The 19,560-nt window shown below is 73.7% G+C and carries 17 protein-coding genes; 2 read left to right on the forward strand and 15 right to left on the reverse strand.

All coding sequences use genetic code 11. The features are described 5' to 3' along the window. Window positions 1-119: 119 nt before the first annotated feature. Together AS97_RS00390 and AS97_RS00395 are read right to left on the reverse strand one after the other, a co-directional pair. Window positions 120-914 carry an SDR family oxidoreductase gene (locus AS97_RS00390; protein WP_210564113.1) on the reverse strand — a complete coding sequence of 265 codons (795 nt, stop codon included), beginning with the start codon at window positions 912-914 and terminating at the stop codon, window positions 120-122. 39 nt (window positions 915-953) lie between these two features. Further along, entirely contained in the window at window positions 954-1,667 is a 714-nt protein-coding gene (locus AS97_RS00395) for a VOC family protein (RefSeq protein ID WP_210564114.1), read from the reverse strand. Between the two features lie 195 nt (window positions 1,668-1,862). Here AS97_RS00395 and AS97_RS00400 point away from each other — a divergent pair, with 195 nt between their 5' ends. After that, entirely contained in the window at window positions 1,863-2,390 is a 528-nt protein-coding gene (locus AS97_RS00400) for a gluconate 2-dehydrogenase subunit 3 family protein (RefSeq protein WP_210564115.1), read from the forward strand. Continuing rightward, complete coding sequence (locus tag AS97_RS00405; protein WP_210564116.1) at window positions 2,387-4,087, forward strand: GMC family oxidoreductase; 1,701 nt, start codon at window positions 2,387-2,389, stop codon at window positions 4,085-4,087. Before AS97_RS00400 ends, AS97_RS00405 begins: the two co-directional genes overlap by 4 nt. 88 nt (window positions 4,088-4,175) lie before the next feature. On the opposite strand, the gene AS97_RS00410 is transcribed toward AS97_RS00405, so the two are convergent. The 13 genes from AS97_RS00410 to AS97_RS00470 all read right to left on the reverse strand — a co-directional run bounded on the left by AS97_RS00410 (window position 4,176) and on the right by AS97_RS00470 (window position 19,489). Then, a complete protein-coding gene (locus AS97_RS00410) occupies window positions 4,176-5,792 on the reverse strand; it encodes a PucR family transcriptional regulator (protein ID WP_210564117.1) in 1,617 nt (538 codons plus the stop codon). Then, window positions 5,789-6,883, reverse strand: coding sequence for a hypothetical protein (locus tag AS97_RS00415; RefSeq protein ID WP_210564118.1), 1,095 nt, complete (start codon window positions 6,881-6,883; stop codon window positions 5,789-5,791). Before AS97_RS00415 ends, AS97_RS00410 begins: the two co-directional genes overlap by 4 nt. Continuing rightward, the gene (locus AS97_RS00420; protein ID WP_210564119.1) at window positions 6,880-7,752 is read right to left on the reverse strand and encodes a branched-chain amino acid ABC transporter permease; all 873 of its coding nucleotides are present in this window, start codon (window positions 7,750-7,752) and stop codon (window positions 6,880-6,882) included. Before AS97_RS00420 ends, AS97_RS00415 begins: the two co-directional genes overlap by 4 nt. Then, entirely contained in the window at window positions 7,752-8,504 is a 753-nt protein-coding gene (locus AS97_RS00425; protein ID WP_210564120.1) for an ABC transporter ATP-binding protein, read from the reverse strand. Before AS97_RS00425 ends, AS97_RS00420 begins: the two co-directional genes overlap by 1 nt. After that, a complete protein-coding gene (locus AS97_RS00430; protein ID WP_210564121.1) occupies window positions 8,497-9,264 on the reverse strand; it encodes an ATP-binding cassette domain-containing protein in 768 nt (255 codons plus the stop codon). Before AS97_RS00430 ends, AS97_RS00425 begins: the two co-directional genes overlap by 8 nt. A gap of 59 nt (window positions 9,265-9,323) precedes the next feature. Then, window positions 9,324-10,520: an ABC transporter substrate-binding protein gene (locus AS97_RS00435; RefSeq protein WP_210564122.1), complete on the reverse strand. Its 1,197-nt coding sequence runs from the start codon at window positions 10,518-10,520 to the stop codon at window positions 9,324-9,326. A gap of 310 nt (window positions 10,521-10,830) precedes the next feature. Next, entirely contained in the window at window positions 10,831-12,363 is a 1,533-nt protein-coding gene (locus AS97_RS00440; RefSeq protein ID WP_210564123.1) for a M20/M25/M40 family metallo-hydrolase, read from the reverse strand. 133 nt (window positions 12,364-12,496) lie between these two features. Next, window positions 12,497-13,504 (reverse strand): MBL fold metallo-hydrolase, encoded by a 1,008-nt coding sequence (locus tag AS97_RS00445; RefSeq protein ID WP_210564124.1) that lies wholly within the window; start codon window positions 13,502-13,504, stop codon window positions 12,497-12,499. Window positions 13,505-13,941: 437 nt separating this feature from the next. Beyond that, the gene (locus AS97_RS00450; protein WP_210564125.1) at window positions 13,942-15,267 is read right to left on the reverse strand and encodes a dihydrolipoamide acetyltransferase family protein; all 1,326 of its coding nucleotides are present in this window, start codon (window positions 15,265-15,267) and stop codon (window positions 13,942-13,944) included. 21 nt (window positions 15,268-15,288) lie between these two features. Then, window positions 15,289-16,272 (reverse strand): alpha-ketoacid dehydrogenase subunit beta, encoded by a 984-nt coding sequence (locus tag AS97_RS00455; protein ID WP_247204170.1) that lies wholly within the window; start codon window positions 16,270-16,272, stop codon window positions 15,289-15,291. Beyond that, entirely contained in the window at window positions 16,269-17,420 is a 1,152-nt protein-coding gene (locus tag AS97_RS00460) for a thiamine pyrophosphate-dependent enzyme (protein ID WP_210564126.1), read from the reverse strand. The genes AS97_RS00455 and AS97_RS00460 overlap by 4 nt, the downstream gene beginning before the upstream one ends. 33 nt (window positions 17,421-17,453) lie before the next feature. Next, window positions 17,454-18,218, reverse strand: coding sequence for an SDR family NAD(P)-dependent oxidoreductase (locus AS97_RS00465; protein WP_210564127.1), 765 nt, complete (start codon window positions 18,216-18,218; stop codon window positions 17,454-17,456). A gap of 116 nt (window positions 18,219-18,334) precedes the next feature. Further along, a complete protein-coding gene (locus tag AS97_RS00470) occupies window positions 18,335-19,489 on the reverse strand; it encodes an acyl-CoA dehydrogenase family protein (RefSeq protein WP_210564128.1) in 1,155 nt (384 codons plus the stop codon). Window positions 19,490-19,560: the final 71 nt, after the last annotated feature.

Raw genomic sequence — 19,560 nt, forward strand, 5'->3', positions numbered from 1 at the left:
TGCGGGAACGGGGTCATCGCCTCGGGCCGGTCCGGCGGTTCCGTCCGGAGGCTCACCGGTGATGTCCCGAGGCCCTGACCGCCTCGGCGGCCAGGGCCTCGTCGCTGTGGTCCGCGCGGTCAGCCGATCGCGCGGACCACGCCGCCGTCGACGCGCATGGCGGAGCCGGTGGTGGCGGAGGCCGCCCGGGAGCACAGGTAGGTCACCGCGGCGGCGACCTCCTCCGGTTCGATGAACCGGCCCAGCAGAGAGGTGGGGCGGTCCTCCTGGATGAAGCGCCGCCGGGCCTCCTCGGGGGTGGTGCCGCGCTGGGCGGCGAGGTCGGCGATGAAGGTCTCCTCGGCGCCGGTGCTGGTCGGGCCGGGCAGCACGGCGTTGACGGTCACGCCGCTCGCCGGGTAGGTCTCGGCGATGCCCCGGGACAGTGCCAGCAGGGCGGTCTTGGACGCGCCGTAGTGGATCATCTCGGCCGGGACGTGCAGGGCGGACTCGCTGCTGATGAACACCACCCGCCCCCAGCCACGGTCCACCATGCCGGGCACGAGCAGCCGGGCGAGCCGGGCCGGGGCGATGACGTTGACGGCGAACATGGTGGCCCAGTCGTCGTCCGTGAGGTCGGCGAAGGCCCTGGCCTGGTAGGTGGCGGCGTTGCTGACGAGGATGTCGGCCTCGCCGACCGCCTCCGTCAGCGCGCGGGCGCCGGCCGGGTCGGCCACGTCGGCCACGACCGGTTCCAGCCGGGCGTCCGGCTGGGCGGCGGCCAGGGTCCGCACGGCGGTGCGCACCCGGTCGGCGTCCCGACCGTTGACCAGGACGGTCGCGCCGCACCGGGCGAGGGAGGCGACGACGGCCAGGCCGATGCCGGCGCTGGAGCCGGTGACGAGGGCGCGGCGGCCGGTGAGATCGATGTGCATGAGCTTCCTGTCGGTCGGGTCTGCGGCGGGCGGCCGGGGCTACGTCAGGCAGAGGAGTTCGACGCCGGGCCCCTCGGGGTGCCGGACGAAGACCCACTGGAGGTCGCCGTGCACCCGGGGAGTGGAGACCGTGCCGAAGCCCGCCTCGTCGAGGGCGGCCACGGCGGCGGTCATGTCCGTGACCCGGCAGCACAGGTGGGTGCGGCCCGCGTCGTTCGGCCCAGGCGGTACGGGCGGCTCGGGCACCCGGCGCAGGGCGAGGTCGAGTCCGTGGCCGGTCAGCCCGGTGGTGTCGGCGGCACCCCCCCGACCTGCCCCCTCGAAGCCGAGGAGTCGCAGGAGGCGTGCGGTGCCGACCGGGTCGGCCGTGGTGAGGGTGACCTGGACCGCGCCGGGGCCCGCCGCGGTGACCGGGCGGCCGTCCGGGTCGGTGCCGGCGGAATCCGCGCTCCACAGCGGGACGGTGCCGAACGCCGGGTCGACGGCGGTGACCCGGCGCTCCCCCGGCGGGTCGAAGCGGACCAATTCGAGAATGAGGCCGGGGCTGCCCGTACCGGGGCCGCCCGCTGTGGGGCCGTCGGCGAAGACGATGTCGAGGGCGGCGCGCGGCAGCCCGTTGCCGAGCGCCGCGTCGGGGCCGTCGGCGCGCAGCCGGTCGGTGACGGTGTAGCCGCCGGCCTCGTAGAACGTGCGGGAGGCGTCGAGGTCGGCGACAGTGAGGCCGAGGTGGTGGACGCCGAGAACGTTGATCATGCCGTTTGTTTCCTCCGCGGCGGGACGGCGGGCCCTGAGCGCGGAGCCCAGGGGGACGGAAAATTTCCGAACCTAATTTATCCAATGAATCTAGAATAGGATCCAATATCTGGCTAGCCTGTGAACCCCGTCGGAATTCCCGGGGCGGTGACCGACCCCGGAGGCGGAAGTCATGAACGACACCGGAGAACGTCCATGAACGAGTCCACCGCGGAACCCACCGGAACATCCCTCGGCGACGAGGAGGTACGCACATTGCTCGCCCTCGTCGACCGGCTGATCCCCGCCGACGGTCTGGGGCCCGGCGCGATCGGCGCACGGGTGGACCGCTACATCCTGCGCGCCCTGGCGGGACCGCTGACCGCGCTGGCACCGGTCTACGAGACCGGTCTGCGGGCCGTGGCGGCGCACGCGCGGGACCGGTTCGGCGCCGGACCGGACACGCTGCCCCCAGCGGACCGGGACCGGCTGGTGGCCGACCTGGAGTCGGGCTCGGTCCCCGGCGCGGACGACTTCTTCGACGTGCTGCTGGGCCACACGCTGGAGGGGTTCCTCGGGGACCCCGCGCACGGCGGCAACCACGACTTCGCCGGCTGGCGGGCCGTGGGCTACCCCGGGCCCCGGCTGGTGGTGGGCGAGCCGGAGCAGCGCCCCGGCTTCCGGCCGCCGCCCGCCGGACACTCGACGTTCGACCTGGAACCCTTCCGCGGAGGCCGGCCGTGACCGTACGACTCGAACCCGTCGACGTGGTGGTGATCGGCCTCGGCGCGGCCGGTGGTCTCGCCGCGTCCCGGCTGGCCCTCGCGGGGCTGCGGGTGGTGGGGCTGGAGGCCGGACCGCGACACGCCACCAGCGACTTCGCGCACGACGAGATAGCCCACTTCAGCCGGAACGCGCTGGGCGCGGCCAAGGTCAACCAAGAGGTCCCGACGGTCCGTTCCACAGGCCACGAGACCGCCGCGCCGGCCACCGGCACCGCCGGGCTGATGATGATCAACGGCGTGGGCGGTTCCAAGACTTACGCGACGAACATCAGCTGGCGGATGTACCCATGGAACTTCCGCAACCGCAGCGCGACCGTGCAACGGTACGGCGCCACCGCCCTGCCGGAGGGCTCGACGGTGGCCGACTGGCCGCTGGACTACGCGGAACTGGCGCCCTTCTACGACAAGGTCGAGGCGCTGTACGGCTGTTCGGGCACGGCGGGGGTGATCGACGGGCGGCGGCAGCCGGAGGGCAACCCGTTCGAGGGTTCGCGTTCCGGGCCGTACCCGCTGCCGGCGCTGCGGCGTTCGGGGTACGACGACATGATGGCCAGAGCGGCCGCCTCGCTCGGCTGGAGCCCGTTCCCCACCCCGGCGTCGGTGCGGTCCCGGGAGTACCGGGGCATGTCGGGGTGCACCTACTGCGGCATGTGCACCTGGACCGGCTGCTGGACCGGCGCCAAGGGCACCCCGGCGGTCACCGGCATCCCCGAGGCGGAGGCGTCGGGGAACCTGGAGGTGCGCACCGGCGTGCGGGTGCTGCGGATCGACACCGCCGGCAGCCGGGCGACCGGGGTGACCTGCCGCGACGCGGACGGCCGGGAGTGCGTCCAGCCGGCGTCCGTGGTGCTGCTGGCCGGCTACACCTACGAGAACACCCGTCTGCTGCTGCTCTCGGCCCACCCGAACCACCCCGCGGGCCTCGGCAACTCCCGGGGCCAGGTCGGCGCGCACTTCATGACCCACTCGTTCGCGATGACGTTCGGGCGGTTCGGCGACCCGCTGAACCTGTGGAGCGGCACCAACGCCCAGGGCACCGCGATCGGCGACTTCGACGCCGACAACTTCGACCACGGCGGTCTGGGGTTCATCGGCGGCGGCCCGCTGATGGCCGGGCACGAACTGCCCAAGCTGCTGATGGCGCGGATGCTGCCGCCGGACGTGCCGCGCTGGGGAGCGGCCTGGAAGGAGTGGGTGGCCGGGGCGATGGGCGCCACCGCCTGGTCCTACACGCTGCCGGACACCCTGCCCTACCGGCACAACCGGCTCGACCTCGACCCGGTGCACGTCGACGCCGACGGCATCCCCCGGGTGCGGATCACCTACGCCTACGGCGACAACGAGTGGCGGCAGACCCGGTACCTCCAGGAGCGAATGGCCGAGTGGATGACCGCGGCCGGCGCCGGGCGGGTCTGGCAGCAGCCCATCACCGCCTCCCCGGTGAGCACCCACGCCTACGGCGGCACCCGCATGGGCGACGACCCGGACGGCTCGGTCACCGACCGCTGGGGCTTCACCCACGACCTGCCCAACCTCGGTGTCCTGGGCGCCTCCTGCTTCCCCAGCGCCGGCGGGGTCAACCCGACCGAGACGGTGGAGGCGCTCAGCTGGCGCACCGCGGACCGGCTGCTCGCCCAGTGGCACCGGTACGCGTGAGCGCCGAACGGTCCGGCCCGCCCGGTACAGGCCCTCCGGGCGGGCCGGACCAGACCCGCCGCCGGGCGGGGGCCGACCGGGGTACGGGTCAGCGGGCCGGCGGGGTGTGGTGGGTGCGGGCGCGCCAGGCGCGCAGCTGGAGTTCGGCGACGAGCCGCCGCGCGGGATCGGCGGGATCCAGGCCGCTGCGTTTGAGGGCGACGCCGAGCCGGTAGCGCACGGTGTTGACGGGCAGTGCGAGGTCGCGGGCGGCGGTGGCGACGTTGCCCCGCGCGCGCAGGAATGCCTCCAGCGCCTCGACGTTGACGTCGTCGGCGGCGGCCCCGGCGAGCAGGGCGGCGAGCGGGCCGGCGGTCAGGTGCGGATGGGCGTTGAGGTGGTCGGCCACCTCGCCGAGGATCGCCTCGTCCCGCACGTCATCGATGAGCACCACGTCGGCCGCGTCCGCCGGGCCGCGCACGGCGAGCGCCCTGGTGGCCTCCTGGCGCAGCCGGGCCGTGTCCTGGACCGGACCGCGGGAGGACATCCCCGCCCGCATCCGGACCCCGTCCCTGTCCCGCACGTGGTCCAGCAGGGAGCGGGTGAAACGGGCCAATAGGGTCAGCGGGGTGCCGGCGGTGGGCGGTTCGGCGACGACGACGAACAGTTCGTGCGCGAGCCGCGCCGGGTAGGTGTGGTGGCGCTGGGCGAAGTGCAGCCGGACCAGCGGCAGGATCTCCCGGTGCAGGGCCGCGGCGTGGCCGGGCGGGTCACCGGTGCCGCTCAGCGCGATGACCACCGCCTGCCAGTCCTGGCCGATGCCGAGTTCGCGCAGGCCCCGGCCGCCGCCGCACAGCAGCGCCCTGCCGTGTTCGGCGCGGGACCAGTCGTCCATCTCGTCGGCGACCTCGCGCCGCATGATGTGGATGGCGGCGATCCGCGCGGTCTCCAGCAGGGCTTCCTCGGCGGCCGGGGTCAGCGGGTGGACCTCGGCGACCCAGATGTAGCCCAGCACCTCACGGCCGACCCGGACCGCGACGCCGGCCCTGCCGTGCAGCGCGGCCGGGCTCAGTCCCGGCCAGGGCGGGAACCGGACAATGCCCTCGGAGCGGTGCAGGGTGCGCAGCACGCCCTCGGCGTTGAGGCGTTCCAGCCAGGATGGGGGGATGCTGCGGGACAGGATGGACTCTCGGCGCAGGTCGTCCGCGGCGACCTCGGAGGAGTAGGCGAGGGTGCGCAGCTCCCGGTCGTCGACGACCACCGGGCAGCGCACCACCGCGGCCAGCGCGCTCATCAGGCTGAACAGATCGCCCTCGGCCTGCTCGGCGTGCTGCCGGCCGCCCCGGGTGACGGCGGCGGCCGAGTCGACAAGGGTGCGCAGCAGCGGGTAGAGCCGGTCCCAGCTGTGGCCGCGCGGGACGCGCATGAGCGGGACGCCCAACTCCTCGGCGAGCGCGGTGGTGGCCTCGGCGTCGCCGTCGGCGCCGGAGGCGTGCAGGCACAGCCCGGCGCCGTCGGCCGCGGCTATCTCGCGGAGGATGCGCCGGGCGGTCTCGGAGTGGTCGGCGACGCCGACGGCGAGGACCAGGTCACCGGCCCGCACGGTGGTGCTCGCGCCGACGTCGTACAGGGTGACGTCCCGCACCGGTGGGCCGCCGGGCCCGGTGGTGACCGTGCGCAGCACGTCGCGACCCACGTGGGTGACGATCTCCTCGACGGTGATCACGAGCGGCTCCTCGTACGCCGCGGGAACGCGGCGAGCGCCCGGCGGACCCCGGCCCGGGTCAGCTCGGCCTCCCGCCCACCCGTTATACCTCCGGGCCGGCGCAGCAGCACCACCAGCAGCAGCAGCGACAGGCCGATCTGCGCGACGCCGTCGACGGCGGGGACGGTCAGGCCGCCCAGGGGGAAGCCCGCCTCGGCGCTCTGCAGCAGTTGGTAGACGGCGGTGACCACCAGGGTGCCGGCCACCGCGCCGGTCACCCCGCGCACGCCGCCGACGACGAGCATGGCGATGGTGAGGGTGGTGGTGGCCAGATAGAGGGAGTCGGGGGTGAACGAGCCGACGAACTGAGCATACAGCGCGCCTCCCGCGCCGGCGAGGGCGGCAGACAGCGTCCAGGCGCCGAGCCGGGCACGCCGCACATCGATGCCGACCGAGCCGGCGGCGGGCAGGTGGTCCTGCGAGGCGCGCAGCCGCAGGCCGGTGCGGCTGTGCCGCAGTGCGGCGGTGGCGGCGAGCGCGACCAGCGCCCACAGGAGCGGAGTGACCGGGCCGCCGGTCGCGGGGACGCCGCTGACGCCGGCGGCGCCGTTGGTGGCGCGCAGGTTGGCGGCCACCTCGTGGGCGATGACCATGAGGGAGAACGTGCCGATGGAGCCGACGATGCCGTTGAGCCGGGTCATCAGCGGCGCGGTGAACAGGGCGGCGAGTGCGGCGAGCGCCGCGGCGGCCACCGGCAGCAGCGGCTGCGGGACGGTGATGTGCGCGAGGGCGGACGGCAGCGCGGGCAGCAGCACGGCCCGGGTGGCGGGCGGCATGGCGAGGATGCCGCCGGCGTAGGCGCCCAGCAGGACGAAGCCGATCTGGCCGAAGGACAGCACGCCGCTGGTGCCGCTGTAGGCGTACAGGCTCAGCACCAGGATGAGGTTGATCAGGCCGCCGGTGGCCACCCGGGTGGTGAGGTCCCCGCCCGCGTCGCCGAGCAGGGCGGCGGCGGTGACGACCACGGCCAGCGGTACGAACAGGCCGGCGATGCGGCTGACGGTGGCGGGCCGGGCCGGTGCGGTGGCGGGCGGGCGGGCGGGAGTGGTCATATGAGCCTCACCTTGCCGGGCAGGATGCCTTGCGGACGGATGACGAGGAACGCCAGCACCACGGCGTAGGCGAACGCGGTCTGGAACGAGCGCAGGCCGGGCGGGAGGTATGCCTGGAGGGCGACGGTGACCAGGCCGAGGAGATAGCCGCCGAGGACGGCGCCGCGGATCTCGCCGATGCCGCCGACGACCACGGCGATGAACGCGGCCAGCACGGGCGCGGTGCCGAGGGTGGGGGTGGCGTACCCGGTCTGGGAGACCAGCAGCAGGGCGCCGGCGCCGGCGCACAGGCCGCTGAGCGCGAACGCGAGGGCGATGACCCGGTTGGCCTTGACGCCGAGCATACGGGCGGTGGGGAAGTCCTCGGCGGCGGCCCGCATGCGGATGCCGGTGGAGGTGCGGGCGAAGAACAGGGCGAGTCCCGCCATCATGACCACGCCGGTGCCCACGGTCACCAGGTCCAGTACGGGAATCCGCAGCGCGCCGAGGCGTACCGAGTGCGACAGGGCGGGCAGTACGTCGGCGTTGCGCTGGAGCGAGCCGAACAGTGAGGTGGCGGCGGACTGCAGGCCGGAGCTGAGGGCGAAGGAGGTCACCAGCATCGTGGTGGGGGCGGCGTCGCGCACCGGGCGGAAGGCGACGCGTTCCATCAGCAGGGCGGCGGCCATGACCAGCACGGGCACGGCGAGGACCACCCAGATGACCGGCCGGACGACGAGGACGGCGGCGTAGGCGCCGATCATGATCAGCTCGCCGTGTGCGAAGTTGATCAGGCCCATGACGCCGAAGACGAGGGCTACGCCGAGGGCGAAGACGGCGTAGAGACTGCCGAGGCTGAGGCCGTCGACGAGGGTCTGGAGGAGGTACATCAGTTTCCTTCCGCAGCGGCGGCGGGACCGGGGATGTCGGGGCCAGGGGTGCCGGGGCCGCGGAGGAAGACGGCGGCGAGGCCATGTCCCGTGGTGTCGTCGGCGCCGCGTTGCCGGACGACGCCCTTGTGCAGCACGTGGACGTGGTCGGCCAGCGCGATCGCCCGGCGGGCGTTCTGCTCGACCAGCAGGACGGACACGCCGTCGCGATGCAGCCGGGACAGGGCGTCCAGCACGGTGTCCACCACGAGCGGCGCGAGGCCCAGGGAAGGTTCGTCCAGCAGCAGCATCCGGGGTTCGGCGAGCATCGCGCGGGCGATGGCGACCATCTGCTGTTCCCCACCGGACAGGGTGGACGCCCGGCGATCCATCAGCTTCTCCAGCGCCGGGAAGTAGCCGGTGACCCGGTCGCGGTCGCGCCGGGTGAGGGTGCGGCGGCCGGTGCCGAGCAGTCCGAGGCGCAGGTTGTCGGCGACAGTGAGGGTGGTGAAGATGTGCCGGCCCTCGGGCACCAGGCTCAATCCCTCGCGCACGACGTGTTCCGGCGGCATCCGGGTGATGTCCCGGCCCGCCAGCCGGACGGTGCCGGAGGCGGGCCTCAGCAGTCCGGCGGCGGTGCGCATCAGGGTGGACTTGCCGGCGCCGTTGGCCCCGACAACGGTGACGAACTCGCCGTCCCCGACGGTCAGGGAGACTTCGCGCAGCGCGGCGACGGCTCCGTAACGGACGGTCAGTCCGGTGATCTCAAGCACGGGCACCGTCCCGGTCGGGCCCGGCGGTGCCGAGGTAGGCGTCGCGCACGGCCGCGTCGGCGGCGATATCCGCGGGGGTGCCGGTGCGCAGGGTGCGGCCGGTGACCAGGACGTGCACCCGGTCGCAGATCCGCAGGACCAGCGGCACGTCGTGCTCGATGAGCAGCAGGCCGCACGCGAAGTCGTCGCGTACCGACAGCAGCAGATCGCCGAGGTCCCGGGTCTCGTTGTCGTCGAGGCCGGCGGCGGGTTCGTCGAGCAGCAGCAGCCGGGGCCGGGGGGCCAGCGCCCGCGCGAGCGCCAGTCGGCGCAGCATGCCATAGCTGAGGGTGCCGGCCGGGCGCCCGGCGAGCGGGCCGAGGCCGAAGCGGTCCAGCAGGCTGTGGACGGTGCGGTGGGCCTCGCGGGCGCGGGGGTGCGCGGCGAGGGCGGCGGCCTCGACGTTCTCGGCGACCGTCAGCGTGGTGAAGGGACACCCGCTCTGGAAGGTGCGGACCAGCCCTGCGCGGGCGCGCCGGTGCGGGGGCCAGCCGGTGACGTCGGTGCCGCCGATCCGGACCCGGCCACCGGTGGGGCGCTGGTAGCCGGAGAGGACGTTGACGAGGGTGGTCTTGCCGGCGCCGTTGGGCCCGATGAGGCCGAGGATCTCCCCGGCCCGCAGGTCGAGGTCCACGTCGGTGAGGGCGGCCACGCCCTCGAAGCGCACGCCCACGCCGCGGGCGGTCAGGTCGCCGTTCGGCGGGGCGGTGTGGCGGGCCATGCGGTTACTCCCGGGACAGGGGCGAGCCGGGGCTCGCCGAGGGTCAGTGTGGCCTTGCGTCAGCAGATGGACTTCGGGACGCGGGCTGGGTCGACCGTGGTCACGTAGGTCTCCTGTCCCCGAGCCATCCGGATGACGACGCTGGGGCGGCCGATCGCGACGTGGCAGGAGTTGGTCCAGGTGGTCGGGCCGAGGGCGAGCGGTTCGTCGTGGAAGCCGGCGAGCCGCGCGGCGACCGCCTTGGCGTCGGTGCTCTTCGCGCCGGTGACGGCCTTGGCGATGGCCTGGACGGCGCTGTAGCCGGCGAGCGGGAAGATGCCGCTGGTGGGTGCCTTACCGGTGGACTTGGTGACCGCGGCGAAGACCTTGGCTCGGTCGGGGTCGGGGTCGGTGCCGGTGATGACGCCGCCGCCGATGGCGTAGAAGTTCTTCTCGTTGGGCAGGCCGGTCAGCCAGAACGTGCCGTCGAAGGCGTTGCCGCCGATGACGGGGGTGGTGATGCCCGCGGCGCGCAGTTGCTTGAGCGCGGTGGTCCCGCCGGGCGGGTAGGAGGCGAGCACGATGACGTCGGGGGCGGGCGACGCGGCCTTGATCCGACTGATCTGGGTGGCCAGCGAGGTGTCGGAGTTCTGGAACGTATCGGTGGTCGGCTTCGCGCCGCCGATGAGCGACCAGGCACGCGTGAAGTACTTCTGGAACGCGACGGAGTAGCCGAGGCTGGTGTCGCCGAGAACGTAGGGGTGGCTCCAGCCCTTGTCGTGGGCGAACCGCGCGGCGGAGGCTCCCTCGGTGGGCGAGCCGGCGTTGAGGTTGAACGCGAGATCGCCGATGCCGGTGGCGCCCCAGCGCGGGTCGCCGGCCAGGCCGATGGAGACCAGGCCGTGTGCCTGGGCGAGCCGGGCCGCGGGGCTGCCGAGGTCGTAGTCGGCGGTGGGCAGGATGAACCGGGCGCCCTTGTCGATCAGGCTCTGCGCGGCGTTCCCGGCGAGCGATGCCTGCGACTTGCTGTCGGCAGTGATGATCTTCAGCTTCCGGCCGAGGACGCCGCCGTCGGCGTTGATGTCGTCGACGGCGATCCGCGCGCCGGTCTCCCACTGGCTGTCGATGCCGCTGGCCAGACCGGACAGGGCGATGGGCATGCCGATGAGGATCGGGCCCTTGCCGTCCTTGGCGTCGTCCTTCGTGCCGCCGCAGGCGGCCGTGCCGGCTCCGACGATGACGACGGCCGCGAGGGCGGCCACAAGACGGGACTTCATTGGTTCGCTCCTGCGATGGCGGTGGGCTGTTTCGGTGGTGCGTTCCCAGGTGGGGCGTCCGGAGGACGTTCCGGGATGGATTGGACGATAGGCAGGGCCGTGTCCCGTCACTACGCCTGTGTCGGCGAATCCGGCCCCCCCTCTTCGTACGCCGCTACGAAGAGGGGATGCACAGCGCTGCCGCCCGGCGGAACCGCTGGTCAGGGCGGTGCAGGCCGGGCATGGGGATCAGGCGGCGCGGTCGGCCCCGCGGCTGACCGGGCGGGACCGTGGGTGCGGGACAGTCAGCGCGGCGGTGACGGGTCGGTGTTCAGCCGGCATCGGGGACCTCCGATGGCGGGGCGGACGGGTGGCGGGGGCCGGAAGCGGCGTCGGCGCCGGGCAGGGTGGTGTCCCGGGCGGCGTCGGTGCGAGGGGTCGGGACACCGGGCGCGGCCGGTGTGCGGGCGTAGGCAGCGGCGGGCAGGACGGCGAATTCACGCCAGAGCTGGGCCATCAGAGCCGTGCCGTGCAGCAGTCGGTCGACGGAGAGGTGTTCGTCCACCGCGTGGAAGTTGTCGCTGTCCTTGCCGACGCCGACGAGCAGACCGGGCATGCCGTCCGCCACCAGGGAGGCCAGCGGCGGGATGCTGCCGCCCATCCGTACCGGGACGGGCGCGGTGCCCAGCACGGTGGCGACCGCGCGGGAGGCGGCGCCGACGAGGGGGTGGTCGCTGCCGATGGCGACCGGGTCACCCGCGGTGCGCACCCGCACATCGGCGGTCAGGCCCGGCGGTACGACGGCTTCCAGGGCGGACCGCAGGGACCGGGCGATCTCCACCGCCGACTGGTCGGGGACCAGGCGGCAGGAGACCCGGGCTCGGGCGGCGACCGGGACGACGGTCTTTACCTCGGCCACGGCGTCCCCCGAGGCGATCGCGTTGACCTCCAGGGTGGGCCGCCACCAGACGCGTTCCAGGGTGGTCCAGCCGGACTCGCCGTGCACCGCGCGGGCGCCGACCCCGGCGAGCCAGGCGTCCTCGTCGAACGGCAGTGCGGCGAGGGCGGCTCGTTCCTGTTGCGTCGGTTCGGTGACCCGGTCGTAGAAGCCGTCGAGCAGCACCCGGCCGGTGGCGGGGTCCTTCAGCCCGGCGAGCAGTGCGGCGAGCGCCTCGGCCGGGTTGCGCACCGCGCCACCGAACAGGCCGGAGTGCGGTTCGGCGTCGGAGGCGGTGAGGGTGATGTCGGCCAGCACCAAGCCGCGCACGCCGGTGCAGACCGTGGGGTGGTCGCCGATGAAGCCGGGGGTGTCGGAGACGATCCAGGCATCCGCGTCGAGGACCTCCGGGTGGTCGCGGAGGAACGCGTCGAAGTGCGGGGAGCCGATCTCCTCTTCCCCCTCGACCACCAGCCGGACGTTGACCGGCACCGAGCCGGTCAGGTCGAGCAGCGCCCGGACCGCCGTGAGGTGCATGATGACGTGACCCTTGTCGTCGGTGGCCCCCCGTGCCCACACCGCGCCGTCCCGGACGGTGGGTTCGAACGGCGGCGACGTCCAGCGCTCCGGGTCGTTCGCCGGCTGCACGTCGTAGTGCGCGTACACCAGCACCGTGGGCCGGTCGTCGCCCGCCCGGTATTCGGCGACGACGACCGGATTGCCGTCGGTCTCCACGGCACGCGCCGAGTGGAATCCGGCGTCCAGGGCCTGCGCGGTGATCCATGCGGCGGTTTTCCGGATGTCGGCCCGGCGCCCCGGATCGGCGGAGACGCCGGGTATCGCGCAGAGCTGACGGAACGACGCGACGATCGTCTCCTTGCGTTCGGCGCAATAGGTTGCGATGTCATTTCGGAATTCATCGGTCACGGGAAACAGTTTCACGGAGGCCCGTGGAACGCCGATACGGAGCGGCATGCGGATGATTCCGGGGATTTCCGTCCGCCGCTCCGGTGACGGCCTCGTCGTGACCGCGCCGCCGCCTCGGTGCCGCCGCTCGGGGTCACGCCGCCGCGCGCCAGGTCTTCGTCCCGTGCTCGATCCGGGCGACGAGCACGCCGTCGCGGACGAGCCGGCGCAGGTGCAGTTCGGTGGTGATGTAGAGCTGCGCGGTGCGGTTGGCCCGCGGGTAGTGCCGGGCACCGGTCTCCTCGGCGGCCTCCCTCAGGGTGCGCGGGGCGTCGTCGTCGGCGAACAGGTCGGCCAGCTGCTCACTGAAGCGTTCGGGGAACTCCCTGCAGTGCCGAAGCAGTTCACGACCGCGTTCCTCGTCGAGGACGCCGCGGTGGGCGTCGACGAGCCAGCGGAAGCCGACCGCCTCGAACTCGGCCAGCATCGCCCGGTAGGCGTCGATGTCCTCGTAGATCGGGAATGCCTCGGAGCCGTCGACCAGCGATGTCCCGGACAGCTGGAGCGAGTCGCCGGTGGCGAGCACGCCGTGGTCGGGCTGGAAATAGCCGACGCTGCCGGCGGAGTGCGCGCCGTGGGCGTTGATCACGTACAGCGGCGGGCAGCCCCACGTGTCGAGCAGGTCCCCGGGGGCCAGCGGCCGGTCGACGGCCACCGGGTGGCCGGCCTGTTCCAGTACGACGGACCGTTCGCCGGGTCCGGGGTCGATCTCCGGCAGGTGACGTTCGAACAGCTCCCGCCAGTACCGGCCGAAGTCCTCGACCCAGCGGGCGTCGGCGTGGTGCGCCGCCACCTGGGCGTCGGGGGCGAACTCCTTGATCTGCGCCAGGCCGCCGAAGTGGTCGTGGTGCCCGTGGGTGAGCGCCACCGCCCTGATCTGCTCCAGGCCGCGCCCGATCCCTTTCAGCGCGGGCCCGATCGCCTGCCGCGGGGTGTCGCTGATCCCGGAGTCGATCAGCACGACCCCCTCCGGCCCGGTCAGCACCGGGATGTACAGCGGGACGACGGCGGCGAACCGGGTGCAGAGTACCTGGTAACCCGGGACGAGTTCCCGGAGCGCGCCCTTGTCCGTACCCGCCCCTGACGGAAGTCCACCGCTCATGACAACGCCCTCATTTCTCCGGTCGGCCGGCTCGGCCGGGTGCATGGACCCTTCCAGCCTATGAACCCCCGGCCCGGCCGCGTACGGTCTCGGTCGACGAATTCGCCGCCCGGTTTTCGCCGCCCGCGGCGGATCCGTCCGGGGGCGGGGTGGAATTCGGGAGGCGGGGAGAATGCCCGGACGGGACACGGCCCGAATTGCGGGGTCCGGTGGAACGGCGGGGTCCGGCGGAATGGCGGGGCCAAAGGAGAATGGCCGGGGTGCGATGGATCGACCGCTCCCGGCGGGATACTCCGGGGCCCGGGAACGATTCCCGAGCACGGCATCGTCCCGCTCCCCTGGCTCCGGGCCCGAAGGGCACCCGCCCCCGGCTCCTGACCTCCACCCCCGGACCCCGCTTCACGAGCCCCGGTGCCCCGGCTCCCGCCCCCGTGGGGTCACAGCAGGGCGAGGCCCGGTTCGCGCAGCAGGTCCGCGGTGTCAGCGAGCAGGCGGGAGCCCTGCTGGCCGTCGGCGAGGCGGTGGTCGAAGGAGAGGGCGAGCTGGGTGGTCCAGCGCGGTTCGATCCGCTCCCCCGCCGCGTCCTGCACGACCCAGGGGGTGCGCCGCACGGCGCCCATGGCGAGGATGGCGGCCTCCCCCGGGTTGAGGATCGGTGTCCCGGTGTCCACGCCGAAAACGCCGACGTTGGTCAGGGTGACGGTGCCGCCGGCCAGGTCGGCGGGGCTGGTGCGGCCCTCCCTGGCGATGTCGGCCAGACTTGCTATCGCGGTGGCCAGATCGGCCAGGCCGAGCAGGTCGGCGTCCTTGATGTTGGGGACGACGAGCCCCCGGTCGGTGGCGGCGGCGATCCCGAGGTTGATGTAGTGCTTGAGGACGATCTCCTGGCGCTCCTCGTCCCAGGACGAGTTCAGCTCCGGGGTGCGGCGCAGCGCCAGCAGGAAGGCGCGGGCCACGAAGAGCATCGGGGAGACCTTGGTCCCCTTGAACTCCCGTCGTGCGCGGACCAGTTCGCGCAACCGCATGGTTTCGGAGATATCGACGGTGACGAACTCCGTGACGTGCGGGGCGCTGAAGGCCGAGGCGACCATGGCGGCGGCGGTGTGCTTGCGCACCCCGCGCACCGGCAGCCGGGTCTCGCCGCGGGCGTTGACCGCGCCGGGGGCGGGCGTCGCGGGCTGGGTGGCAGCGGCGGCGGCGCGGTGCACGTCCTCCCGGCTGACGGTGCCGTTCGGTCCGGTGGGCACCACGGTCTCCAGCCGGACGCCGAGGTCCTTGGCGAGTTTGCGGACCGGCGGTTTGGCCGCGGGCCGGGTCCCTGGCGGGACGGCCACCGGGGCCGGGTGGGCCGGCGCGGTGACCGCCGGGGCGGGGGTGGGCCGGGGAGTGCGGCGGCGGACCGCCCCGGCCGCTCGCGGGCCGTACCCCACCAGCAGCGCGGTACGTTCCTCCGCACCGGAGTCCGCCGGCTCGGAGGGGGCGGCAGGCGCGGGGGCCGCGGGTGCGGGGGGCTCCTCGCCGGGGACGTCGATGGTGATCAGCGGGGCGCCGACCGGTACCGTCTCACCCTCTGCGGCGTGCAGCCTGCGGACGGTGCCGGCATGCGGGGACGGGAGTTCGACCACCGCCTTGGCGGTCTCGATCTCGACAATGATCTGGTTGACCTCCACGGTGTCCCCAGGGGCCACGGTCCAGCGGACCAGGTCGGCCTCGGTCAGGCCCTCACCCACGTCGGGCAGGCGGAAATCCTTGGCGATCGGCATGCGTCTCTTCCTTCTCGGCGCTCAGTGGCTCAGGCAGCGGTCGATCGCCGCGAGGATCCGGTCGACCCCGGGCAGCCAGTCCTCCTCGAGGCGGCTGGGCGGGTAGGGGGTGTCGTAGCCGGTGACGCGCTGCACCGGTGCTTCCAGCTGGTAGAACGCCTCGTCCTGCACCCGGGCGGCGATCTCCGCGCCGGGTCCGTGGCTGAGCGATGCCTCGTGCGTGACGATCAGGCGCCCGGTGCGGCGTACGGAGGCGACGACGGTGCCGGTGTCCAGCGGGGAGAGGCTGCGCAGGTCGATGACCTCGACGCTGGTGCCCTCCTCGGCGGCGATCGCGGCCGCCTCCAGCGCGGGAGCCACCATGGGCCCGTAGGCGGCGAGGGTGACGTCGGTACCCGGCTGCGCGATCCGGGCCTCGTGCGGGCCGGTGGCGGCGGTCCGGGTGACCGCTCCCTTGGTCCAGTAACGGCGTTTGGGCTCCAGGAAGATCACCGGGTCGTCGCTGGAGATGGCCTGGCCGATCATGCTGTAGGCGTCGTCCGGGGTCGCACAGGTGACGACCTTGAGGCCGGGGGTGTGCGCGAAGTAGGTCTCCGGTGATTCGGAGTGGTGCTCGATCGAGCCGATGCCACCGCCGTACGGGATGCGGATGACGACGGGCATCGCGATCCGGCCGGCCGAACGGTGCCGGTACTTGGCCAGCTGGCTGATGATCTGGTTGACGGCCGGGTAGACGAAACCGTCGAACTGGATCTCGCAGACCGGCCGGTAGCCGCGCATGGCGAGTCCCACGGCGGTGCCGACGATGCCCGCCTCGCCCAGCGGGCTGTCCACGACCCGGTCCGGGCCGAACTCGGCCTGGAGCCCGTCGGTCACCCGGAAGACGCCGCCGAGCCGGCCGATGTCCTCCCCGATGAGCAGGACGGTGGGGTCGGCGGAGAGGGCGTCGCGCAGCCCCTCGTTGATCGCTTTCGCCAGGGTCATGGTGGCGGCCGGGGCGGTCATGCGCGGTCTCCGCTCGTCTCGGCTCCCTGCGCCAGGGCGGCGAGGTGGGCGCGGTGGTCCGCCATCTGGCGGCGCAGCTCGGGGGTGGTCTCGCCGTAGGTGTGCTCGAACGGCGAGTCGGGCTCGGGGTCGGGCAGGGCGCGGCAGCCGGACCGCAGCCGTTCTGCGAGGGCCTGGGCCTCGGCCTCGACGCCGTCGAAGAAGCCGGGGACGGCGGCGCCGGTGGCGGTCAGGTGGGCGTGCAGCCGGGTGATCGGGTCCTTGGCGGCCCACTCCTGCTCCTCGGCGGCCTCCCGGTAGCGGCCGGCGTCGTCGGCGGTGGTGTGGGCGTTGCGCCGGTAGGTGAACGCCTCGATGAGGGTGGGCCCTTCGCCGGCTCGGGCCGCGGCCAGGGCCCGGCGGGTGGCGGCCAGGCAGGCCAGCACGTCGTTGCCGTCGACGCGGACGCCGGGAAAGCCGAAGCCGTCGGCCCGGCGTGCGACCGGGACGATGCTCTGCACGCGGTAGGGCGCGGAGATGGCCCACTGGTTGTTCTGGCAGAAGAAGACCACAGGCAGTTTCTGGGTGGCGGCCCAGATGAACGCCTCGTTGGTCTCGCCCTCGCTGAGGGCGCCGTCGCCGAGGAAGACCAGCACGGCTGGCGCGTCGCCGGGCGGCTGCGGGGTGCCTGCGGCGGCCTGCCGGGCGGCGTCGCGCACCAGGCCCATGGCGTAGCCGACGGCGTGCAGGGTCTGGGCGCCGATGACCAGAGTGTAGAGGTTGAAGCTGGTCTCGCGCGGGTCCCAGCCGCCCAGGGTGGTGCCGCGGAACAGGCCGAGGAGGGCGACCGGGTCGAGGCCGCGGCACAAGGCGACGCCGTGCTCACGGTAGGTGGGGAAGACCATGTCGGAAGCGCGCAGCGCGTGGGCGGCGCCGACCTGGGCGGCCTCCTGGCCGAACAGCGAGGGCCACAGGCCGAGTTCACCCTGGCGTTGCAGGGCGATGGCCTCGGTGTCCAGGCGGCGGGCCAGCACCATGTCGCGGTACAGCGCGGGCAGGTCGGCGTCGGCCGGGTCGAAGGGCAGCCGGTCGTCGGGGGCGGCGCCGCCCTGCGGGGTGAGCAGTTGGACGGGGCCGGACGGCTGGGCGGCCGGGGTCTTGCGGGGCATAGGGACTCCAGGGCGTGGTGTCGTCGGGGAGGGTCAGCGCGGGGCCATGCGCAGCGCTCCATCGAGGCGGATCACCTCGCCGTTGAGCATGCGGTTGTCCAGAACGTGTTCGACCAGGGCGGCGAACTCCTCCGGCGCGCCGAGCCGGGAGGGGTGCGGGACGGCGGCGCCCAGGGAGGCGCGGGCGGCCTCGGGCAGTCCGGCGAGCAGCGGCGTGTCGAACAGGCCGGGTGCGACGGTGACCACCCGGATCGCCCGTTCGGCCAGGTCGCGGGCGGCGGACAGGGTCAGCGAGGCGACCCCGCCCTTGCTCGCGGCATAGGCGGCCTGGCCGATCTGACCGTCGAACGCGGCGATGGAGGAGGTGCAGACGATGGCACCACGGTCACCGCCCTCGTCTGGCTCGTTGGCCGCCATGGCGGCCGCGGCCAGCCGCAGGACGTTGAAGGTGCCGACGAGGTTGATCTCGACGACCCGGCGGAACTGCTCCAGCGGCAGGACGCCGCGGCTGCCGAGGATCCGTCCGGGGGTGGCGACGCCCGCGCAGTTGACGGCGGTGCGCAGCAGGCCCCGGCCCGCTGCGGCGTCCACGGCGGCCTGCACCTGGTGGGGGTCGGTGACGTCGGCGGGCGCGAAGTGGACCCGGGGGCCGAGTTCCGCGGCGGTCTCCCGGGCGGGTGAGCCCGGCAGGTCGAGCAGGACGACGGTGTGGCCGCGCCGGGCGAGCCGGGTGGCGACGGCGCGGCCGAGCCCGGAGGCACCGCCGGCGACGAGCGCGACGGGGTCGGGAGGGGTCACGGGATCTCCTGGGGGATGTTAGCCGGCGCAACGGTGTGGCCGGGGGCCGGGCGGGTCGCGCGGCGGGGTGGCGGACGGGGGCGCGGGGTGGCGGCGGGCGGCGGGGCCGCCCGGGTTCAGCGGGGGCGGGCGAGGTCGCGGCTGATGACCAGGCGTTGAATCTGGTTGGTGCCCTCGAAGATCTGGGTGATCTTCGCCTCGCGCATGTACCGCTCGACGGGATGGTCACGGACGTAACCCGCGCCGCCGAGGACCTGGACGGCGTTGGTGGTGACCGCCATCGCGTTGTCGGTGGCGACGAGTTTGGCGATGCTTGCCTGCCGGCCGAAGGGCAGTCCGGCGTCCTTGCGGCGGGCGGCCGACAGGTAGGTGGCGCGGGCGGACTCGATGGCGGCGGCCATGTCGGCCAGCAGGAAGCCGACGCCCTGGTGGTCGATGATCGGGCGGTCGAACGTCTCGCGTTCCCGGGCATAGCCCACCGCGTGGTTGAGGGCGGCCTGCGCGATGCCGGTGGCGACGGCGGCGATGCCGAGGCGCCCGGCGTCCAGTGCGGACAGCGCGATGGACAGGCCCTGCCCAGGCTGTCCGATGAGCCGGTCGGCCGGGATCGGCGCGTCGTCGAAGTTGATAGTGGCCGTGGTCGAACTGCGCAGGCCCATCTTGCGTTCCGGGCTGCCGGCGGTGACGCCGGGGGTGCCGGCCGCGACGTGGAAGCAGGAGATGCCGGCGCGCCGGTCGGGTGAGGTGCGCAGGAACGTGGTGTAGAAGTCGGCCTGTCCTCCGTGGGTGATCCACGCCTTGCCGCCCCGGGCCAGCCAGCCGTCCTCGGTCCCGGTGGCGGAGGCCCGCATCGCGGAGGGGTCGGAGCCCGCGTGGGCCTCGGACAGCGCGTACGCGCCGAGGGTGTCGCCACCGAGCAGGCCGGGCAGCAGTTCCGCCCGCTGCCGCTCGCTTCCATGGGTGATCAGCGGCAGACAGGAGAGGGTGTGCACGCTGACGCCGACCGCGACGGCGGCCCAGCGGATGGCGATCTCCTCCAGTACCTGGAGGTAGACGGAGTAGGGCTGGCCGCCGCCCCCGACCTCCTCGGGAAAGGGCAGGGAGAGCAGTCCGGCGGAGCCGAGCAGCGCGAAGACCTCGCGGGGGAAGCGGTTGGTCTCCTCGAACTCGTCGGCGTGCGGGGCGAGTTCCTTGTCGGCGATCTCAGCGGTGAGCTTGATCAGTTCACGGGCCTCGTCGGACGGGAGTTCTCGTTCGACGTTCACGGGCATGCCTCTCGGGGTGGGGTTACGGGGCTGCAAGCGGTCTGTGGAAGCGGTTTTGTGGTGTGGATCGCATGGGG

Origin of the sequence: Streptomyces sp. AgN23, assembly GCF_001598115.1 — a bacterium.
GTDB classification, from domain to species: domain Bacteria; phylum Actinomycetota; class Actinomycetes; order Streptomycetales; family Streptomycetaceae; genus Streptomyces; species Streptomyces antimycoticus.